Origin of the sequence: Bdellovibrio sp. HCB337 (assembly GCF_047302465.1) — a bacterium.
In the GTDB taxonomy this organism is placed as follows: Bacteria; Bdellovibrionota; Bdellovibrionia; order Bdellovibrionales; family Bdellovibrionaceae; genus JACMRP01.
Window position 1 is genome coordinate 4,123,421 of sequence record NZ_CP178621.1, and the last position, 17,477, is coordinate 4,140,897.

At 44.4% G+C, this 17,477-nt stretch carries 15 protein-coding genes; 11 read left to right on the forward strand and 4 right to left on the reverse strand.

Annotated features, from left to right (window positions below):
• The first annotated feature begins 13 nt into the window (after window positions 1-13).
• From ACLWBB_RS19955 to ACLWBB_RS19975, 5 genes are all read left to right on the forward strand, one after another.
• Complete coding sequence (locus tag ACLWBB_RS19955) at window positions 14-1,735, forward strand: ABC transporter ATP-binding protein (protein ID WP_413289332.1); 1,722 nt, start codon at window positions 14-16, stop codon at window positions 1,733-1,735.
• 123 nt (window positions 1,736-1,858) lie between these two features.
• Window positions 1,859-3,415: a sigma-54 interaction domain-containing protein gene (locus ACLWBB_RS19960; RefSeq protein WP_413289333.1), complete on the forward strand. Its 1,557-nt coding sequence runs from the start codon at window positions 1,859-1,861 to the stop codon at window positions 3,413-3,415.
• A 206-nt stretch (window positions 3,416-3,621) separates the two neighbouring features.
• Window positions 3,622-4,449, forward strand: coding sequence for a hypothetical protein (locus tag ACLWBB_RS19965; protein ID WP_413289334.1), 828 nt, complete (start codon window positions 3,622-3,624; stop codon window positions 4,447-4,449).
• Window positions 4,450-4,492: 43 nt separating this feature from the next.
• The gene (locus ACLWBB_RS19970; protein ID WP_413289335.1) at window positions 4,493-5,503 is read left to right on the forward strand and encodes an aminoglycoside phosphotransferase family protein; all 1,011 of its coding nucleotides are present in this window, start codon (window positions 4,493-4,495) and stop codon (window positions 5,501-5,503) included.
• Window positions 5,500-6,507, forward strand: coding sequence for a sugar phosphate nucleotidyltransferase (locus ACLWBB_RS19975; RefSeq protein WP_413289336.1), 1,008 nt, complete (start codon window positions 5,500-5,502; stop codon window positions 6,505-6,507). Before ACLWBB_RS19970 ends, ACLWBB_RS19975 begins: the two co-directional genes overlap by 4 nt.
• Before the next feature lie 2 nt (window positions 6,508-6,509).
• Here the strand turns inward: ACLWBB_RS19975 and ACLWBB_RS19980 are convergent, their stop codons facing one another.
• Together ACLWBB_RS19980 and ACLWBB_RS19985 are read right to left on the reverse strand one after the other, a co-directional pair.
• A complete protein-coding gene (locus ACLWBB_RS19980) occupies window positions 6,510-7,505 on the reverse strand; it encodes a hypothetical protein (protein WP_413289337.1) in 996 nt (331 codons plus the stop codon).
• Between the two features lie 4 nt (window positions 7,506-7,509).
• Window positions 7,510-8,958: a hypothetical protein gene (locus ACLWBB_RS19985; protein WP_413289338.1), complete on the reverse strand. Its 1,449-nt coding sequence runs from the start codon at window positions 8,956-8,958 to the stop codon at window positions 7,510-7,512.
• A gap of 252 nt (window positions 8,959-9,210) precedes the next feature.
• Between ACLWBB_RS19985 and ACLWBB_RS19990 the strand changes: the two genes are divergently transcribed.
• Window positions 9,211-9,690: a hypothetical protein gene (locus ACLWBB_RS19990; protein WP_413289339.1), complete on the forward strand. Its 480-nt coding sequence runs from the start codon at window positions 9,211-9,213 to the stop codon at window positions 9,688-9,690.
• Between the two features lie 8 nt (window positions 9,691-9,698).
• Complete coding sequence (locus tag ACLWBB_RS19995; protein ID WP_413289340.1) at window positions 9,699-10,619, forward strand: hypothetical protein; 921 nt, start codon at window positions 9,699-9,701, stop codon at window positions 10,617-10,619.
• Here the strand turns inward: ACLWBB_RS19995 and ACLWBB_RS20000 are convergent.
• The gene (locus ACLWBB_RS20000; RefSeq protein WP_413289341.1) at window positions 10,616-12,778 is read right to left on the reverse strand and encodes a TadE/TadG family type IV pilus assembly protein; all 2,163 of its coding nucleotides are present in this window, start codon (window positions 12,776-12,778) and stop codon (window positions 10,616-10,618) included. The genes ACLWBB_RS19995 and ACLWBB_RS20000 overlap by 4 nt on opposite strands.
• Window positions 12,779-12,907: 129 nt before the next feature.
• Between ACLWBB_RS20000 and ACLWBB_RS20005 the strand changes: the two genes are divergently transcribed.
• Together ACLWBB_RS20005 and nagZ are read left to right on the forward strand one after the other, a co-directional pair.
• Window positions 12,908-13,780 carry a hypothetical protein gene (locus ACLWBB_RS20005; RefSeq protein WP_413289342.1) on the forward strand — a complete coding sequence of 291 codons (873 nt, stop codon included), beginning with the start codon at window positions 12,908-12,910 and terminating at the stop codon, window positions 13,778-13,780.
• Between the two features lie 18 nt (window positions 13,781-13,798).
• Window positions 13,799-14,905 (forward strand): beta-N-acetylhexosaminidase, encoded by a 1,107-nt coding sequence (gene nagZ, locus ACLWBB_RS20010; protein WP_413289343.1) that lies wholly within the window; start codon window positions 13,799-13,801, stop codon window positions 14,903-14,905.
• 21 nt (window positions 14,906-14,926) lie between these two features.
• Here nagZ and ACLWBB_RS20015 read toward each other — a convergent pair whose 3' ends face one another.
• Window positions 14,927-15,679, reverse strand: a complete 753-nt coding sequence (locus tag ACLWBB_RS20015; protein WP_413289344.1) for a hypothetical protein — start codon at window positions 15,677-15,679, stop codon at window positions 14,927-14,929.
• Between the two features lie 267 nt (window positions 15,680-15,946).
• On the opposite strand from ACLWBB_RS20015, the gene ACLWBB_RS20020 reads away from it, so the two are divergent.
• Window positions 15,947-16,240: a DUF2388 domain-containing protein gene (locus ACLWBB_RS20020; protein WP_413289345.1), complete on the forward strand. Its 294-nt coding sequence runs from the start codon at window positions 15,947-15,949 to the stop codon at window positions 16,238-16,240.
• A 12-nt stretch (window positions 16,241-16,252) separates the two neighbouring features.
• On the forward strand, window positions 16,253-17,461 hold the full coding sequence (locus ACLWBB_RS20025; protein ID WP_413289346.1) for a TonB family protein: 1,209 nt from the start codon (window positions 16,253-16,255) through the stop codon (window positions 17,459-17,461).
• Window positions 17,462-17,477: the final 16 nt, after the last annotated feature.

Sequence of the window (17,477 nt, forward strand, 5' to 3'; positions counted from 1 at the left end):
GAATTGAGTAAGAATGAAATCAGAGATCTCTCGCATCCTTGAAGAAGCAAAACCCTATAAGAAGACTCTGACCATTGTTGCGATTGCTGGTATCGTTTATGCCGCTTCTTCTGCCATCATTTTAAAACAATTGAAGTTCCTTATCGATGCGCTGACTTCAAAAAACGTCAACGGTGCATTGAATATCGGCGCCGTGATTTTGCTACTGGCTTTAGCCGTCGCTGTTGGCCGCTATTTCCATATCTTTCTTATGAACTATGTAGCGGAGTGTATTACACAAAACATCCGCCAGAAGCTGCAAAGAAAGTTCATGAAACTGAACCTTTCTTTCCACAACACTTATAGTGCTGGTTCTGGTGGCTTAATCTCACGCATATTAAATGACGTGGTCGCTATTCAAAATGGTCTGCGTATGGTGGCAGATATTTTCAGCTCTCCTCTTTTGTTAGTGGCGCTTTTAACTAATTTGTTTTTGGAAAACTGGCGACTGACTCTTGGTCTTCTTTTAATTTTGCCTGTCATTGGCGTATTTCAAAAAAACATTTCCCGTAGCTTGCGTAAATATCTTCCTCTGGGGCAAGAGACCCTAGAAAAGATGACCGCAACGATTAAGGAATCCTTGGATGGAGTTCGTGTGATTCAATCCTTTAACCTGGAAGACGTCATGGGCAAAAAGCTTGTGACTGAATCTCAAGGTTATTTGGAAATCCGCAAAAAAATTCACTCGCGCGTAGAGATCATGGGGCCTGTTTCTGAGTTGGTCGCTACTCTTTTGATTCTGGGTATTTTACTTTACATCAGCATTGAGATTTCTAACGGCCGAGCGACTATGGGGTCTTTTGTCTCTTTCGTGAGTTCTTTGATTGCTATTAACATGCCGATCAAAAAGTTCCAGGAAAGCTACGTACGCATTCAAGAAGTCATCGTTTCTTCTCAACGTGTTTACTCTATCATTGATGATCCCAACGTCGTGCATGAAAGCGAGAAGAATCTTCCTTTCCCGCAAGACTGGAAACAAATCACTTACAAGAACGTGTCTTTTACATATGGTAAAGACATGATTCTTAAGAACATTAATTTAACGATCAATCGCGGAGAGCAAATCGCTCTTGTGGGTGAAAGCGGCAGTGGCAAATCTACAATCGTGAATCTCTTAGAGCGCTTTTTTGATGCTACTTCAGGCGAAATTCTGATTGATGGTGTGAATATTCTGGATATCAATCTTCAGGATCTTCGTAAGAACATCGCTCTAGTAAACCAAGACGTTTTCCTCTTTAGTGATTCTATTGAAAGAAACATTCAGGCCGGAGACTTTGAACGCCCTCTAACGGATGTTCCTTCTATGGCCAAGATGGCAAACGCAAATGACTTTATTATGCGCATGCCACACGGCTATCAAAGCATGGTGGGTGATCGCGGCAATCTTCTTTCTGGTGGTGAGAAACAAAGGATCAGTATCGCCAGAGCTTTGTTTAAGAACGCACCGATTTTGATTTTGGACGAAGCAACCAGTGCACTAGATACAGCTAGCGAAATTGAAGTACAAAAAGGCTTAGATCATTTGATGGAAGGCCGTACGGCCCTCATCATTGCTCACCGACTATCCACTATCCAAAGCTCAAATAAGATTGTGATTCTCAAAGCAGGACAAATCGTTGAAATAGGCACTCACCAGCAACTTCTTGATTCTAAAGGTGAATATCACCGCTTCTATACTCTTCAGCACAGAATATAGTCTTCACAAAACCTCGACGAAAGTCGGGGAAGACAAGTTTTTAGACAGCTCCGCTTAAGTTTGTCCAATCTTTTGACGATATGAAAGTTGAAAGATTAGACAGTTTACTAAGGAGTACTTGTTATGATCAATTGGGATGAGTTTGAACATATACATGTGATCAGAAAACTCAAACAGATTCTGAGCGCTTGGTGGAATATCGACGTTATCTTTACAGATGAACGTGGACAAATTAAAGGTTTCGACCAAGAAAAAACTCAATTCAACAATCCTGCTGTAGCACAGTTGATTCACAAAGAAATGGCTAGAGCTAACATTGGTGAAATGGTTGTAAAAACAATCGACGATCTAAGAACTTCACAAAACCGTTACTCACTTAAGAAGTGGGACATGGTTGGTTTCGACGTTGGTGTTTTCCCAATTCTTATCGAAAATGATTTCGTTGGAACAGTTGTAGCAACTGGTTTCTTCCGAGAGCAAACCTCTGTTCCTCGTATGGAGGAAATTCGTGAGCGCATGGCCGCTTTCGGCATGAGCGCTGACACTATCGAAAAGTGCCTTTCTAAGTTGAAGTACCTTGATGACCAAGATCGTAATCACTTCTGTGAAATCTGCGAGCTAGTTGCTCAAGAGATCGTAACTCTTCATTTGGAAATCACTTCTCGTGAAAACAGAATTAAAGAGTTGAACAAAGAGCTTGGTAACAGATTTAAATACGACAACATGATCGGTAAATCTAAGCCAATGCAATCTTTGTATGCCCTTCTTGATAAAATCAAGGGTGCAGACTCTACAGTCATGGTTCAAGGGGAAAACGGTACTGGTAAAGAATTGATTGCAAAATCAATTCACTACAACTCGAATCGTAAAGACAAACCTTTTGTTATCCAAAACTGTTCGGCATTCAATGACAACCTCTTGGAATCAGAACTTTTCGGTCACGTAAAAGGTTCATTCACCGGCGCTTTGAAAGATAAAAAAGGTCTTTTCGAAATGGCCGACAAAGGTACTTTCTTCCTAGATGAAATCGGTGATACGTCTCCACAAATGCAAGTTAAACTTCTTCGCGTATTGCAAGAAGGTACTTTCATGCCAGTGGGTGCGACTGAAGGTAGAAAAGTTGACGTAAGAATTATCGCGGCGACAAACAGAAACCTCAAAGAGATGGTTGAGCAAGGCACGTTCCGTGAAGACTTGTACTATCGCTTGAACGTTATCAACATCCGCGTTCCACCTCTTCGCGAAAGAAAAGAAGACATCCCTTACTTGGTGGATTTCTTCTTGGCTAAAATCGCAGAGAGCTCTGGTGGTGCAAAACGTTTGTTAACCAAACGTGCTCTTGAAAAACTTTATGACTATGCATGGCCGGGTAACGTCCGTGAATTGCAAAATGAAATTGAACGCCTTGTGGTTCTTTCTGGTGAAGAGACTAAGTTGATGGCCGAGTTGCTATCTCCGAAAGTTCTTGAATCAGGTGATAAGAACAAAGTTCAAGGCGCTCGTTTGCAAGGTAAGTTGAAAGACGCCTTGGAAGATCTTGAACGCGAAATGATCCGTGAAGGTCTTCGCCGTACAGGTTGGAACAAGTCCAAATTGGCGAAAGAACTTGGCATCAGCCGCGCTGGTCTTATCATGAAAGTTGAAAAATACGGTCTTGATAAGCGTAAGATCGCCCGCTAATTCCAGGGCTTAAGGCACTGAAAGAATTACGTTAGTGACCAAAACATAGGGGCTCTTTCCGGCATAGGAAAGAGCCCTTTTCTTTTTACAAAGTATTGAAATTAAAGAGAATTTTAGCATCCGCCAAAAGGGACAAATTGCGGCACACGGATTGTATTAGGGTATCTCTCGAACGGTCTAAATTGGGGACCAAACAGAGGGATAAGATGGATACAGCGTTGATTAAATTGAAGCAGTTGTTAAGCAGTCGCTATGGGAAGGGTTTGGAGCTTCGTCGTTTGATGGATCTCTCAAAGTTACGCATTGATTCTGAGCCTGTCATTCAGGGCAATGACCTTTATATTCCGATCGTTGTTCAAGAGCAATTCTTGGGCACAGCCGTTATCCCGCATGGTTGGGAACTTTGTGAAGACAAAAAGAAAAGCGTCACTCAATTAGTGCGCATGGTTCTTGAGCCTAAACTTTACAGCGAATATCTCGAGCGTCGCGAGACCAACTTGCAAAGCCTCGAATCCACAACTTTCTCCACAGAGAACGTGACTATTTTTGGTGACGACGAAGATCTGAATGAAGACACAATCGTCGAGCAAAAAAATCTCGTTACTTCGCTACTTCATTTGCAAGGACATGACAATTCACTCATCAAGAAAGTCGCTTTGCAAATTCACGAGTTCTCTACTCGTTGGGCCTTTGTTCCCTTTGAAGATGTCAGCAAAGAAATTCGTTCGGCGATGGACATCTGCAACTTGGGCGGCATGACATTGTTTGTGGAAAATGTGGAAGCTCTTTCAGAAGAACATCAAGCCCTATTGGCAGAGTACGTGAAGTCTCCCCGTTCTTTGGTAGAGCCTTTGATTTTGACAAGCTCAAACCTCTCTTTCGAGAAATTGAGTTCTCGTTTAGTCAATCAAGCCCTTGTAGCTGAAATCAAGGATTCTTACCTTGAGGTAGAAAGAGCGCCACTCAGTTCTGAAATGTTACGTGAGCTTTTAGACCTCTTCTTCCACAAAGACGAGAACCAAGACCTCCACTAGGGGGGTCTTGCTTTTTGGTCTAGCCTCTGCAAGGATGAATTCTATGGAAGAATTCATCCAATCCTTTTTAAAGCACTCTCTTAAAAGTGATGATTTCAAAGTTTACTCTTTAGCAGGTGATGCTTCGAATCGTCGTTACTACCGTGTCATCCTTGATCATCAATCTTGGGTACTCATGCGTTGGGAGCCGTTCGACCCCGACAATTATCCATTTTTGAGCGTCCTCAAGCATTTCGCAAAATCTGGCGTAAACGTTCCTGAAGTTGTATTCATGTCTCCAAATGAAGGTCTTGTTCTTTTAGAAGATCTTGGTGACCTGACGCTAGAGCGTAAGTTTTTAGAAAGCCAAAGCCAGGAAAACTCCGTGGAGTTCTACAAAATGGCCGTGGACGAGATCGTGAAGATCCATCACAAAGCAACTGCGACTCCTGGCAACTGCACAGCTTTCAATATTAAATTCGATACTGAAAAATTCCTGTGGGAAATGAACTACGGGAAAGACAATTTGATTGAAGGCGTATTGAAATTTAAATTCAGTGAATCTTCTGCTAAAGAACTTCAGCGTATTTTCACTGAAATCTGTACGCGCCTTGATCGCGAGCCTAAAAAAATCGCTCATCGTGATTATCACTCTCGCAACTTGATGATCAAGTTGGATGAGATGAAGGTTATCGATTTCCAAGATGCACGTCTTGGACCTATCCAATACGATCTTGTAAGTCTCTTTAAAGATTCCTACGTTGATATGAATTCTGAGATGACCAAATATTTGATGGAATACTATCTGGAATCTTCCAAAGAGTTTTTACCAAAGGATTTCTCTCGCGCTCATTTTGACGAGATCTATGAACTGCAAAGCATTCAACGCTGCTTTAAAGCCTGCGGAAGTTTTGCAAGTTTCTATAATCTGAGAAACGATAAACGCTACTTAAAATATCTTTCGGGCACTCTTCGCAGAGTTCTCAAAAGCCTGACTGAGTTTCCTGACTATAAGCCTTTTGCAGACATTCTAATTGATTCGGGAGCCTTGGAGAGAAAGTACGAGCTTCTATGAATGTCATGTTACTCGCTGCGGGTGAAGGCACTCGCATGCGGCCTTATACGCTGGTCCGGCCAAAACCAGCGTTGCCTTTCTTAAATGTTCCGTTAGCTTCATTCCCGTTGGCTTTCCTAGAAGGAATGAAAGTAGACCGCTTGGTCGTGAACACTTTCTATTTGCCTACAAAAGTTGTCGACCTGTTTATCCGTATGAATCACGGAGCTCGCAAGCTGCACTTTTCTCATGAGATCAATCAAATTTTGGATAGTGGTGGCGGTTTGGGTTTTGCTCGTGATTACTTCAAACCCACCGATGACCTCATCTTGATGAACTCTGATGAAGTGATTCTTCCTTTACATAAAGGCATCTTAGCTCAAGCACTAGCACAACATAAAGCCAACCAGACATTCTGCACTTTGCTCACTATGGACTATCCAGGGGTCGGTACTAAGTTCGGTGGTGTTTGGATGGATCACAAAGACAGCGTTCGCGGTTTTGGTAAAACTCCTCCGGGAATGGACTGTGTAAAGGCCGAACATTTTATTGGTATTCAAATCTTGTCTGGAAAAGTCTTTGAGTATCTACCCAAAGGTTTACCTTCGAATATTCTGTATGATGCCGTAACCAAGGCAATTCAAGAAGGTCACAAGGTAGAACGCTATAAAGTGGATTGTCACTGGTTTGAAAGCGGCAACCCAGAAGATTTTCTGAAGGCCACTGAGTCCTGCTTGAAAATTTTGACTTCGAAGACTGATAGCTATCCAAGATTTTATCTACAAGAACTTTTGAAACGCTTCAGTGCTGAAACACCTTTAGTAGAAGAGCGCGAGAATCTAATCACGCTGAAAACACCAAGCACCAGCATCGCCAATGACGTAAAGCTTTCCGGTTTTGCGGTATTGGGTGCAGATTGTAAAATTCAATCCGGATCTGAACTCAGCAACGTTGTGGTGGCCGACAAAATAAGAGTTGCCCCAAACACAAATGCTCGTGATTTGATTTTTTTAGAAGACAACTAGCGCTACTTTTGCAGTAGCGCAGATTCATCAAGGAATGTGTTCTGATTTTCTTTCGTCTTATATCGACGATTCATCATTTTAAAAATACTGTCGCCAGCGACACCAATAGGCTCACCATTGTAGTTCTTTTGCATTCCCGCAACTTGCGCAGGATCACGATCGACACCTAAACCACTGCCAGCAGCTGCATATCCAGCTGCTGCTTCGCTGCCGCTACCAGAGGTGATCGCACTACCGCCACCACCACCGCCACCCGCGCTGCCTTCTTCACCATTTACTGCAACACTCATAAGCTTATCGACTTTCGCCTTCGCTTTCGCTTCGAATTTTTTCTCCATTGCAGAAATACTATCGATGACGCTTTTGCTGACTCCAGCAGCTTCCATAGCAGCAGGGCTGCTGACATCTTTCCCTTTGATAGTTTTACCGTCCGCTGTCGTCAAATTCCCAGTCTTCGGATCATAGGTAACGCCGTTTATTGGTTTGCCCTGAGCAAGAGACTCCATGAAATCGAGACCCTTTTTAACTTCTGGATCGTTCTGTAGAGCTGCGTTCGGATCATAACCAGTGGTGCCGAGCCCCGTATCTGTCATTCCGTAAGTACCACCAGCTTGTCCTGACGTTTTTCCTTGAGAGCCAGCTTGAGCCATATTTTGCATTCCCATCATCAAAAACATAGCGCCCGTTGCACAATCACAACCACCGCTAGAACACGCACTCAAGCAAGCAGTCCCAAATGCTATATTCGCTGCACCTATAACGGTATTCAGCATCTGACCAGCTTTATTCGAATCTTTGGTTTTCTTCGCATTATCAGTAATCCCTTTGCCACTTGAAGAGGCTGCAACAGCCTCTTGAGTCTTCTGTTCTGGGCTTTTCAAGGGTACGGTCGACGCCGAGCCAAAGCCCACGACACCGCTTTCGGTTGCGCCAGCACCAAAGCTAACACTCGTTGTTGTAAAAATACCGGCAATGATCCAATGTTTTAACGTCTTCATAATTTTAGTATCCTAACAAGCTTGGTTTATTGTCACGGTAACGTTCACGTACTTTTTCCCAATTGGACTTTCCGCCCTGGGAAGTTACTTGCTTACTCGCTTCTGCTGATTGTGCAGCCATTGCCTTCGGATCTTTTTGTCCACCCGGCAAATATTGACGAAGAGCTGGATCGGCATAACCACCGCCCCAAGAGCCGCCGCCTCCACCACCACCCTCACCGCCGAGGATGTTTGTATTCATACCACTTTTGCGTGCAGCTTGGCCTTTATCAGGACCGCCACCAAAGCCGCCGCCACTGCCACCAAGACCGCCGCCGCCGCCCATTGGGCCTCCTGGTAACGATGAACCACCACCACCATCAGTGCCTTTGCTGGAAAGATCTAATCCCCCAGCATCACCACCGAGATTCACTTTGTCGCCACCAGCAGTTGGAACAAAGTCACTAGTACTTGCGTTTCTTAAAGAGTCAGCATTCATTGCGCTTAATGTATTATCAAGACCGCCTTCACACCCTGGTGTGCGCGGAGCATCCTGACAGATACATGTCATATTGTTCTGCTTATTTGCGGGAATGGAACAGTCGACAGGAGTTGCCGCTGCCACCGCATCTGTCGATGTTTTATCCTCACACTCATTCGCTTCGCCAAAGGACTTGGCCATACTCAAAATACCTACACCAGCTGATGCCAATTGGGCCGCGTAACCGTCACAGGTTACTTTCTTTTCTTGAACTGACTTGAAGTCGTTCTTTACTTGGAGTTCTGGCTCTAAGACTTCTTTTTGATAACTTTCGACTCTCTTAGGAATATTGCTTTGCAAACGTTGATATCTTTTTACCTCATGGTCGTTCTTCTGCTGCGTATACTCAACAATAGCTTTCTGTGATTGATCGACCACTTTTTTTGAAAGTTCATTAGAATGTCTAATTTGATTTTGAATGCTCTTAACGGCGTCACCGCACGCACTCATACAATAACCTCTCATGGAACTGCAGGCAGCTTGATAGGCTGTAAGAGCTTTGTTTCCAAAGTCCATGACCTTGCCCCATTTACTGCAGGCATCAGCCATACCCGACAAACCCGCACTCAAAACCTGCGCAACCATGAGATATTTTTTGATATCTGGATTACGGCTTTCTTTACAAAAGTAGTTTGCTTTGTCTTCACGAGAGGCGCAGGCCTTTTGCGATTCTACGTAGAGTTGCACGTCTTGTCGTAATGCTGTAATTTCGTCTTTAACATTGATCTTTGGATATCTCTCATCAAGAAGCGCTTCGAGAACCTTCAGCTTTATCTCTGCTTGTTTTGGATCGTAACTGTTTTGAATTCTGCCCGCAGATTCGGCGTCAGACATAGCAGCTGAAGCTGCGGTCTCTGATCCCGCAGCGGCAATAGCTTGAGTTGAACTTAAGAAAATAAGCCCGAGAATCATATACATCGATAGGTATTTCATGATTCATCCCCAGTCTTTATCATATCGGACAAAGGTCTGGTAATCTTGAGACATTTCAAAAAAAGCCCTGGATTCCCTCTATTTGTCTCAAACTGAGACACTCTTTTCGAATTCCAGCGTGCTTAGTTTGTTGAAGTCCAAGTGTTTCTGCCTTCGACAAAAATTAAAACATTCCAGACACAGGACGGTCGAATCTAGAAAATTTGCGAGACCCCAAGAATGTCCTTACACTGTTTTCATAACGGAGGAGTTATGTCTAATAAACTTTTAAAGATCACAGCGACCATTTTAGTTTTATGCAGCTTCCAGGCAGGCATAGCTTACGCCGAGACCAACGAGGTGGACCAAGAAGCCGCCCAAATGGAAGAGATTAAAACTAAAGATGAAATGTGGAATCAACAGTTAAAAGAGAAGTATGCTCTGACCGACGAGCAAATCAAAACTCTTCATGATAGCGGCATTAGCTATCCGCAATTGGCGATGGTTGCCCAACTTGCAAAGTCATCTCAAAAACCTTTAGAAGACGTGTTGAAAATGCGTACCGAACAAAAAATGGGTTGGGGGAAAATAGCAAAAGAGCTCGGGGTTCATCCTCGAGAGATTGGCCAATCCGTTCGTGACATGAAACACGCTCTTCGTGAAGAAAGAAAAATAGCACACGCAGATAGAAAAGAAAAAGCAGAGGCAAAAAAAGAAGAGCGTCGCGATAAACATGCTAAGAAAGACCGCTAGTTTTGAAAATGAAGTTTTTTTCTCTCTTTTCCGCGTTTATTTCCCTCTTAGTTAATACATCCGCACAAGCCGACACCTTGGATAAACAAAGTGTCGGCTTTCGTTATACTGACAATGTCTACCTGACTCCCGAAAGCAAGACTGCAGACAGCTATCTTCTTGTAAATAGTCGTTTTCAATTTTTTATGGGTGAACGAATTTTGCGAATGAAGATGGACTATGCTGACTACTCCAAAGAAAGTGACAACGATTACGCAGGGCTGACTCTGACAACGAAATGGGGTTCGGTCAGATCAGCAGATTTAGATCTAAAACTGTTTCACAAAAACTACGTAAACGAAAACGCAGCCACAACGGACAATAGCTTCACACACACAGGTGCTGGTGCAGCTCTCGAGAAAAGCTGGACGCCCAACTCCAATGTTCTTATTACTGGTGGCACCTCTTATGATACACGTTTTTTTCACGACTTTAACGGCCGTAATGACCATCAGCTGATGCTGTTTGGTGATCTTGATTTTAACTCTTATTCAAAAGTCACTCCATATATCTATGCGGATTGTGGATTGGTTCTTTCTTCACTAGCTGCTTATTCTAATGTTTTCTTTGATATTGGCGGCGGTGCGAAGGGTCCGTTAAGCAAAGATCTTTCTTGGTTGGTAGATTTGGATCTTCGGTCGGTTTCTTATTCCAATCGCAACGTGGATGAAACTCTGATTTTGACTAAAAGAAGAGGATCCTCACAAACTACGACTGTCACGAACAATGAGCAAACCCAAACGACTACAATCGGCGGTGGAATTCGTTGGGGTTACGACAAAAATTTTGAGTTTGAAAGTCGTGTAAACAGCACCGCGCAAAGTTCGAATAATCCAAACTTCGCTTATAAAAATGACGAGATCTATTTCTCGTTAAGTTATATTCCTTAGAAATCCTCGTCTGGCGGATTCAGTAAAGCACCAGAACCGGCGCTTTCGCCGCCCAATTCTAAGTCTTGAGCCCTTAGGTAATCCCCTGACACCATCTTGACTGAATAACCTGTACGACCGCCATTTAAGCAGTCTCCGCTTGTTGGTGGGTCTAACTTGGCAGCTGCAGGTCTGTTGTCATCCGGAACCAAACACTTCCCAAATTTTTCGGTATCTAAAGAGTAGTCTGACAGGTCTTTTCCAACCCACGAAGTCAGTACTTGGGAAACTTTTTTCGCGATATACATAAGCTTTGTATCAAAATCCACTTTCGGATCATCCGCCTGGAAATCGTTGGTTTTTAGCCTATCCCAAACCTTGTATTGATCTTTGATGCTGAACTCTTCATAAGTTTTGTCGCCTAATCGAGCTCCCAAGTCGGGTCTTACCACGTGCGTGAAGCCAGGAACCTTTTTAGTGTATTCATTTTTAATTTTTAAGTAATAGTTGTGATAGAAGTCCGGCTCTATCGAATAGTAGGTCAAATCAAACTGATCCGGTAAAATGGCTGAGATTTCTAAATCACGCATTTTTGGATATGAATTCTTAGCTGTATTCCACGCAAGAATATCGCCGCTTTTCTCGACGTTAAAATCAAATCCCAGATGACTCCAATGGAAAAAGTTCGGTTCGTCTTCTGACCTGACTCGGCCGATCTCCCCATCGATCTCGCTAACACTCTTCCTAGACCAAATTGGGCTAATATTATGAATGGCACGACCATATTGACCCTGCACTGTGCGGGATTTCATTCCCGCCTTATCTCCGACATAGCGACTAAAATTAGCAATCCTTGTCGTGTCTTTATAGCCAGCGGTATTATTCTTATCTCCTTCGCGCCACGGAGCGAGCGGATCTGTCCTTTTTCCGCCGTTGGACTCTTTGCCTCCACGGGCCCACTGAGCGTAATACCAAGGACCTATTTTTCCGCCAAAGGGTTTAGCAAATGCGCGCGCTTTTAATTTCACACCACCCAAAGGTGCAAATGGGACATGCGGCTTTGTTTCTGCACTTACTCCAACGTACGCCATACACCAAGGATTTTTCTCAACTCCCAAAGAACTTGTATACGGTTCAGGCAGCGGTCCGCCAAATTGGCTAAGATGTCTAAGCTCTGCTTCTAGTTGATCATGATTGTTGGGTAATTGCTCAGTTAGTTCCTTGGCTTGTGGAGTTGCCCTGCTTCGGTCGCAATAAAAGTCCATGTAGATAAACGCCGGCTGGATCTTAATTTCAGCCAACCATTTTGCTGGTTGCATGGCAGCCCGGCCAACAGCATTGCATTCTGAAGTTCCAAGTCCGTTCAAAATTTTTAGACCGTCTTGACCTAAAGAGTTGCGGTTCGCTTCCGTTAAATTGTTTTCTAAAGTTTTGCGTATCCCGTCACTTGCCCAGTCACCACTAATGTCACGGAAATCATCTTCTTTTGCACTGAGACCACGCGAAAGCATATTGATAAGCTGTTTTCTTTGGCCTTGGTCGATATTGTAGGCCGCTTTGAACTGCGCCAGAATCATGTAATTAAATTGTCCCGCATACTTACAACGGCTTACCGATTCATCGATCGCCCTGTTCGTTGCTTGCTGAATGGCCGTATTAATACTTAAGAAACCTGCGATCACTCCGGGCGCCGATGGAAGTCCGATCGTCGTCATATTGCTTTGTAATTTGCAAAGACTCTCGGTCGAACTTGGCATTGGCACAAACGGCGAATAGGCCACGCAAAATGCCGGAGCTTCGTAATAATCTTTCTGGGTCCCGGTTAAGCTTTGTGGATATCCTTCTTCATCTCTGCCAATTTTTTTCTCTAATTTATTGTAAGGATGAATACCAAAATCACCCGCTGTTCCTATTTGACGATAACGCCAAGCAAGCAGTTTCCAGCTTTGCCGAATTTGATAGTTGATATGCCCGATAGCATTCATCGACTCGGCCTGTTTCATTGCACCATAATATGCCGCAAGATCCACAGAGTTTTGCAGATTGATTTTATGATGAACCAGAAGACCCACGTTGATGATCATCGCAAAAAATAAAAACAACACCTGAAATATCAAGGCGATAAATATAGCCACCTGGCCGCGGCGATTCCGTATGCGAGTAAATAGTTGATTCACCATGTGCTTTTTTATTGTCTCTGATTCTTTCGACGGGGGCAACTTCCGTCGAGGACTCGACCTTGAACTCTTTGACATCATTGTGCGGTCAAGTGAGACTTTTATCCGTAACGTTACGGGAGGTCCCAGACCATGGTCCGCTTCGGTTTATTGAAACTTATGTTTGTTGCTCTGTTTGTGTTTTCATTCTCGCGCGCACAAGCGGAAGTTCTCTTTGAGGGCTATTCAAAAATTCTTTCTAATGGCGCCCCTATTGGTTACACCATTTCGAAATATGAATTCGATGCAAAAAGCAAAAAGTTCATTTCTACTTACTTTCTTAAAACTGCCGGTCAAGGGATGGAAATCACCGAGAGTTTGAAAGCTTACGCCAACGAAGAGCTTGGTCCGATTTCTTATGCGTACACCAGCATTGTTGGCAAAGAAACCAAAACGATTGACGCGAAATTCACTGGTCTAAAAATGAATGCAACGGTGAAAGCTGGCGGAAAAACCCAGACCATTCGTAAAGATCTTCCGAAAGGAACTTTCTTAAGCACTTTCCTTGTCTATTTAATGTTGAAAAGTAAAGACGGCTTAAAAACAGACGCGAATTATGACTATCAAGCCATCGCCGAGGAAGACGCTGAAGTTTACAAAGGCCAAGCTTCTGTTGGTAAAGAAGAAGCCTTCTTAGGTTTAAAAGCTTTCAAAGTACAAAATAAATTTAAGGATGTTCGTTTCGTTAGTTTCGTCAACGAGCGTGGTGAAGCTCTAGGAACTAGTTCAGCTTCTCAAGGTGTTTCTACAGAACTTGTAGCAGACCCCTCTCAAGCGACCAATGGCTTCCCTACGAGCGCCACCATTTTGAAAAGTCTCTTTGGTGAAGTTCCTGCTGGCAAAACGAATATGCTAACTAAAAGTGCAAACATTCAACCTGCAAATCCAGGCAAACAACAAGGAATTCCACAGGGACAAGGTATACAGCTGAAAACGGAGCCTGCGGCTTCACCTGCTGGAAAATAAGGAAGAGAAGGGACACTTATGAATAAACTCATTGGCCAACACATGCTTATGGGAATTTCCGGTCATTCACTGACTGCTGACGAGAAAAAATTTATCGTCAACAACAACATCGGCGGCATCGTACTTTTCGGTCGCAACGTTAGCGATCCAAAACAAGTTCGTGAGCTCTGCGCTGAGATCCAATCTTTGCGCCATCAAATGCAAGACAAAGCTCCGCTTTTCATCGGTATCGATATGGAAGGTGGTCGCGTTGCCCGTTTGAAACCGCCATTTACAGTTTGGCCTCCGTTGAAAATCCTTGGCGACCTCGACAACGCCACGGTGACTTTCCATCTATCAAACAAGATGGGGCTTGAATTAAACTCCGTGGGCATCAACTTAGACTTCGCACCGTGTGTGGATGTTTTCACAAATCCAAAAAACACCGTGATTGGCGATCGCTCTATCAGTAGCGATCCCGAAATGGTGGCGAAACACGCTTCAGCGTTGGTTCGTGGATATATTAAGTCGAATATCATTTCTTGTGCGAAACACTTTCCTGGTCATGGCAATACCGTGATCGATAGCCACGAAGACTTGCCAGTCGAAGAGCTTGATATGCAACGCCTAGAAAGTATAGAACTGGTTCCGTTCAAGCGTTCGTTCAAAGCCCGTGTTGATATGGTAATGACGGCACATATTCTGTTTAAGAATATTGATCCTGAATGGCCAGCCACCTTGTCTGAGAAGTTCCTGAAAAAGATATTGCGTGAGCAGTGCCGTTATCGTGGTCTGATCATTACAGATGACCTTGATATGAAAGCAATGGCAAAACACTACGATCGTAAAGCCATTCCTGTACGCGCTTTGAAAGCCGGAGCAGACTTGCTGTTGTACTGCAATGAACCGGAATCACCGCCACGTGCGATCGAAGCCATTACCGAAGCCGTTGCTCAAGGTCAGCTGCAAAAAGCGGATCTCGAAGTAAGCTTCAAACGTATTATGGATTTAAAGAAAGAAAAAATCCCGCATCCAGATCCAATGCCTTTAGAAGAAACGCTGAAGATCGTAGGCTGTGAGGATCATCAAAGAATTTCGGCATCACTCGCAAAGGGTGAAGTTCCTGCGGGACTTATCGAAGCTTAAACAGATACAAATTCCGGTGCTCTATTGAGCGCCGGAACTGTCATTGTGAGTTTTATCGTACAAATTGCCTTTACGAGAAGAGTCTGCGGTCCCCGGAAACAGAACTTGCTGAATTCTGTCTGCAGAAATTTCTTTTCTACCAGAAACACGGCAACGGGCTGCGGCCTCACACATCACTTGTGAGTTTAAGAGCAAACCCATCTTGTCTTTTACATATGCGCCCAAAACTTTATTATCAAAAGCTCCAGATATTTTTTCTAAAGCCAAATCAGTATCGCCCACTTTTTTCTGCAAAGTTGCAAAATCCATCAATATGGCGTCTGTATTAAGGGCGGTCAAAATCGCATCGTTCTGCATCTTTGCAACTGCATTTTCTGCCGTCGCGGCTGCAATTGTTTCCATTCTTGTGCGATTTAACTCTGCAGCCGTTTTGCTGATATCGCCTTCCGTCTTTTGAGTACTTTTAAGTTGGTTTTGAAGGTCCGTGATTTGGTTTTTCAGAGTCACGTCGGCTTTTTGGCCATCGCCGAATTTCGCATCCACAAGTGTCTGACGCGCAGTCGCCTCATCAAGCTGTCTTTGAAGGGTCAATCTTTTCGACTCTAAAGCATCCGTCATTTTTCGAAACGGCACCAAAGACTCAGAAAACTGATTGTTTTTCGTTTTCAATTTTTCCGTGGCTTGAGGTAGTCCCGCTGACCCAGCTGCTTTCGCCTCTATGCTAAGGCAACCTACCAAGAAAACTGAAACTAAAATGAAGTTCGTTTTAAACATCGAAATTTCCCCTCGCAAACACGTTTTGTTTTAGTGTAAGCGAACCTCTTCCCGCTTTCCTTGATTTTTCAATGTTTTCAGTCCTTGGTACTGTGGCTTTTTGTTCCGTAGGCCTTTTGTAAAAGCTTCATGCTCGGCCAAAGAGTGGCAAAATCCGAAACAGGACCCCTCGTCCAACTGCAAACCGTGGCCCTCTGAAAGGCCTCTAAGTTGGCAAGATCTTTGCTTTCTTTGAAAACGACGGTTTTTAAAATTTTAGGAGTTCTTATGAAAAAGGTCCTTTTTGCTCTCTTCGCCACAGTCCTAGTTTCTCAAACGACTCTTGCGTCTAGCGTGGGTCCTACGAAGATCTTCGCAGCTGTTTCTCAGCTTCGCAAAGACTCAGTCAACAACGAGAAAGTCTTGTCCTTAGCGGAAAGAGACGCTGCAGAATTCACCTTTTCTGACGGCACTTTGCGCGGTGAAGATTTGAAACGCGCGTTGAATTTGATCCGTCGTGAACGTCCACGCTTGCAAGCATCTGACATGGATCTTGCAATCGCGATTCTTCAAGCTAACTAGTAAGGAGTCCTTATGGAGTTCAAAGGTCTCGATACCTCTGACAGAGAAGACAAATACATCGCTCCGATTGACGTGAGCGAAAACAAAGCCGGAAGATTCCTGTCTTTGTCGGTATTCTTGCATGCAGCTCTTGTGGCGTGTGTAACGATGATGAGTCTTCCGCACGTGGATTTGAACACAAAAGAAGTTGTCGAATTCGAAGTTGAAAGTGATGTCGCCGAAATGAAGGCTATTCCTGACGGCGCTCCGGTTCCTGAAACTCAAGGACCGCCTCCAGCTCCGGCACCTGTGGCCGCTGAGCCCGTGCAAGAGTTGCCGAAAGCCGCTGCAACTAAAGCCGAAACACCGGCTGCACCGATCGCACCAGTTGCAAAAGCTCCAGCCCAACCTGTCGTAAAATCTGCGCCTGTAGCGGCGAAAGCAGCTCCAGTAGCAATGGCAGATACTTTGGATGATATTGAAACTCCACAGCTGGAAACTTCAGATTCTGGAGAAGTCGCTGTTGCCCAAATGGATGAAAAAGATCTGCAAGACGACTTTGATAAAGTCGATCAAGAGCAGAACAAAGCCCTTGTGGTTGCTCAACAATCTATTAATGAAGATTTAGACAACGCATCTGCCGAAGGCGAAAACGCATTGGCAGATGTTGAGAACGAAAACAAAGCTCAAGCTATTGCTGCGGCCCAAGCCGTAGAGGCGCGTAGAACGAAAGACGCTGCTGCGATCGCGTCGGCTCAAGCTGCAGAACAAGCCGCAGCCGAGAAGGCTGCTGCAGCAAAAGCGGCCGCAGCTCAGAAAGCCGCTCTGTTAGCAGCTGAAGAAGAAGCTCGTCGTGGTCAAGGAACTGGTGGCGAAGGTGAAGGAACCGGTAACTCAGGTTCTCCGGAACCTACCAAAGAAGTAGCTGGAATTCCTGGAGGAGTTCGTTCTTTAGAACAGCTTCGCCAGAAACCAGGCAATAAGTTTCCGCAGTATGCCTCTGATGAGCGTTTGGCTCGCCAAGAAGGCCGTGCGGTTTTCTATGCTTACGTGAACAAAGACGGAACCCTTTCCCAATTTAAGCTTGGGCAGTCGACGGGTCACCGTAACTTGGACGCAAAGACTCTTTCTGCTTTGAAGAAGTGGAAGTTCTATCCGGGCCAAGAAGGTTGGGTGGAAATGCCCTTTAGATGGGCTCTGACCGGGGATGCCTTAGAGGCCGGCGGTCAGCTTCGAAAATAGCTGGAATTAGCAGCGT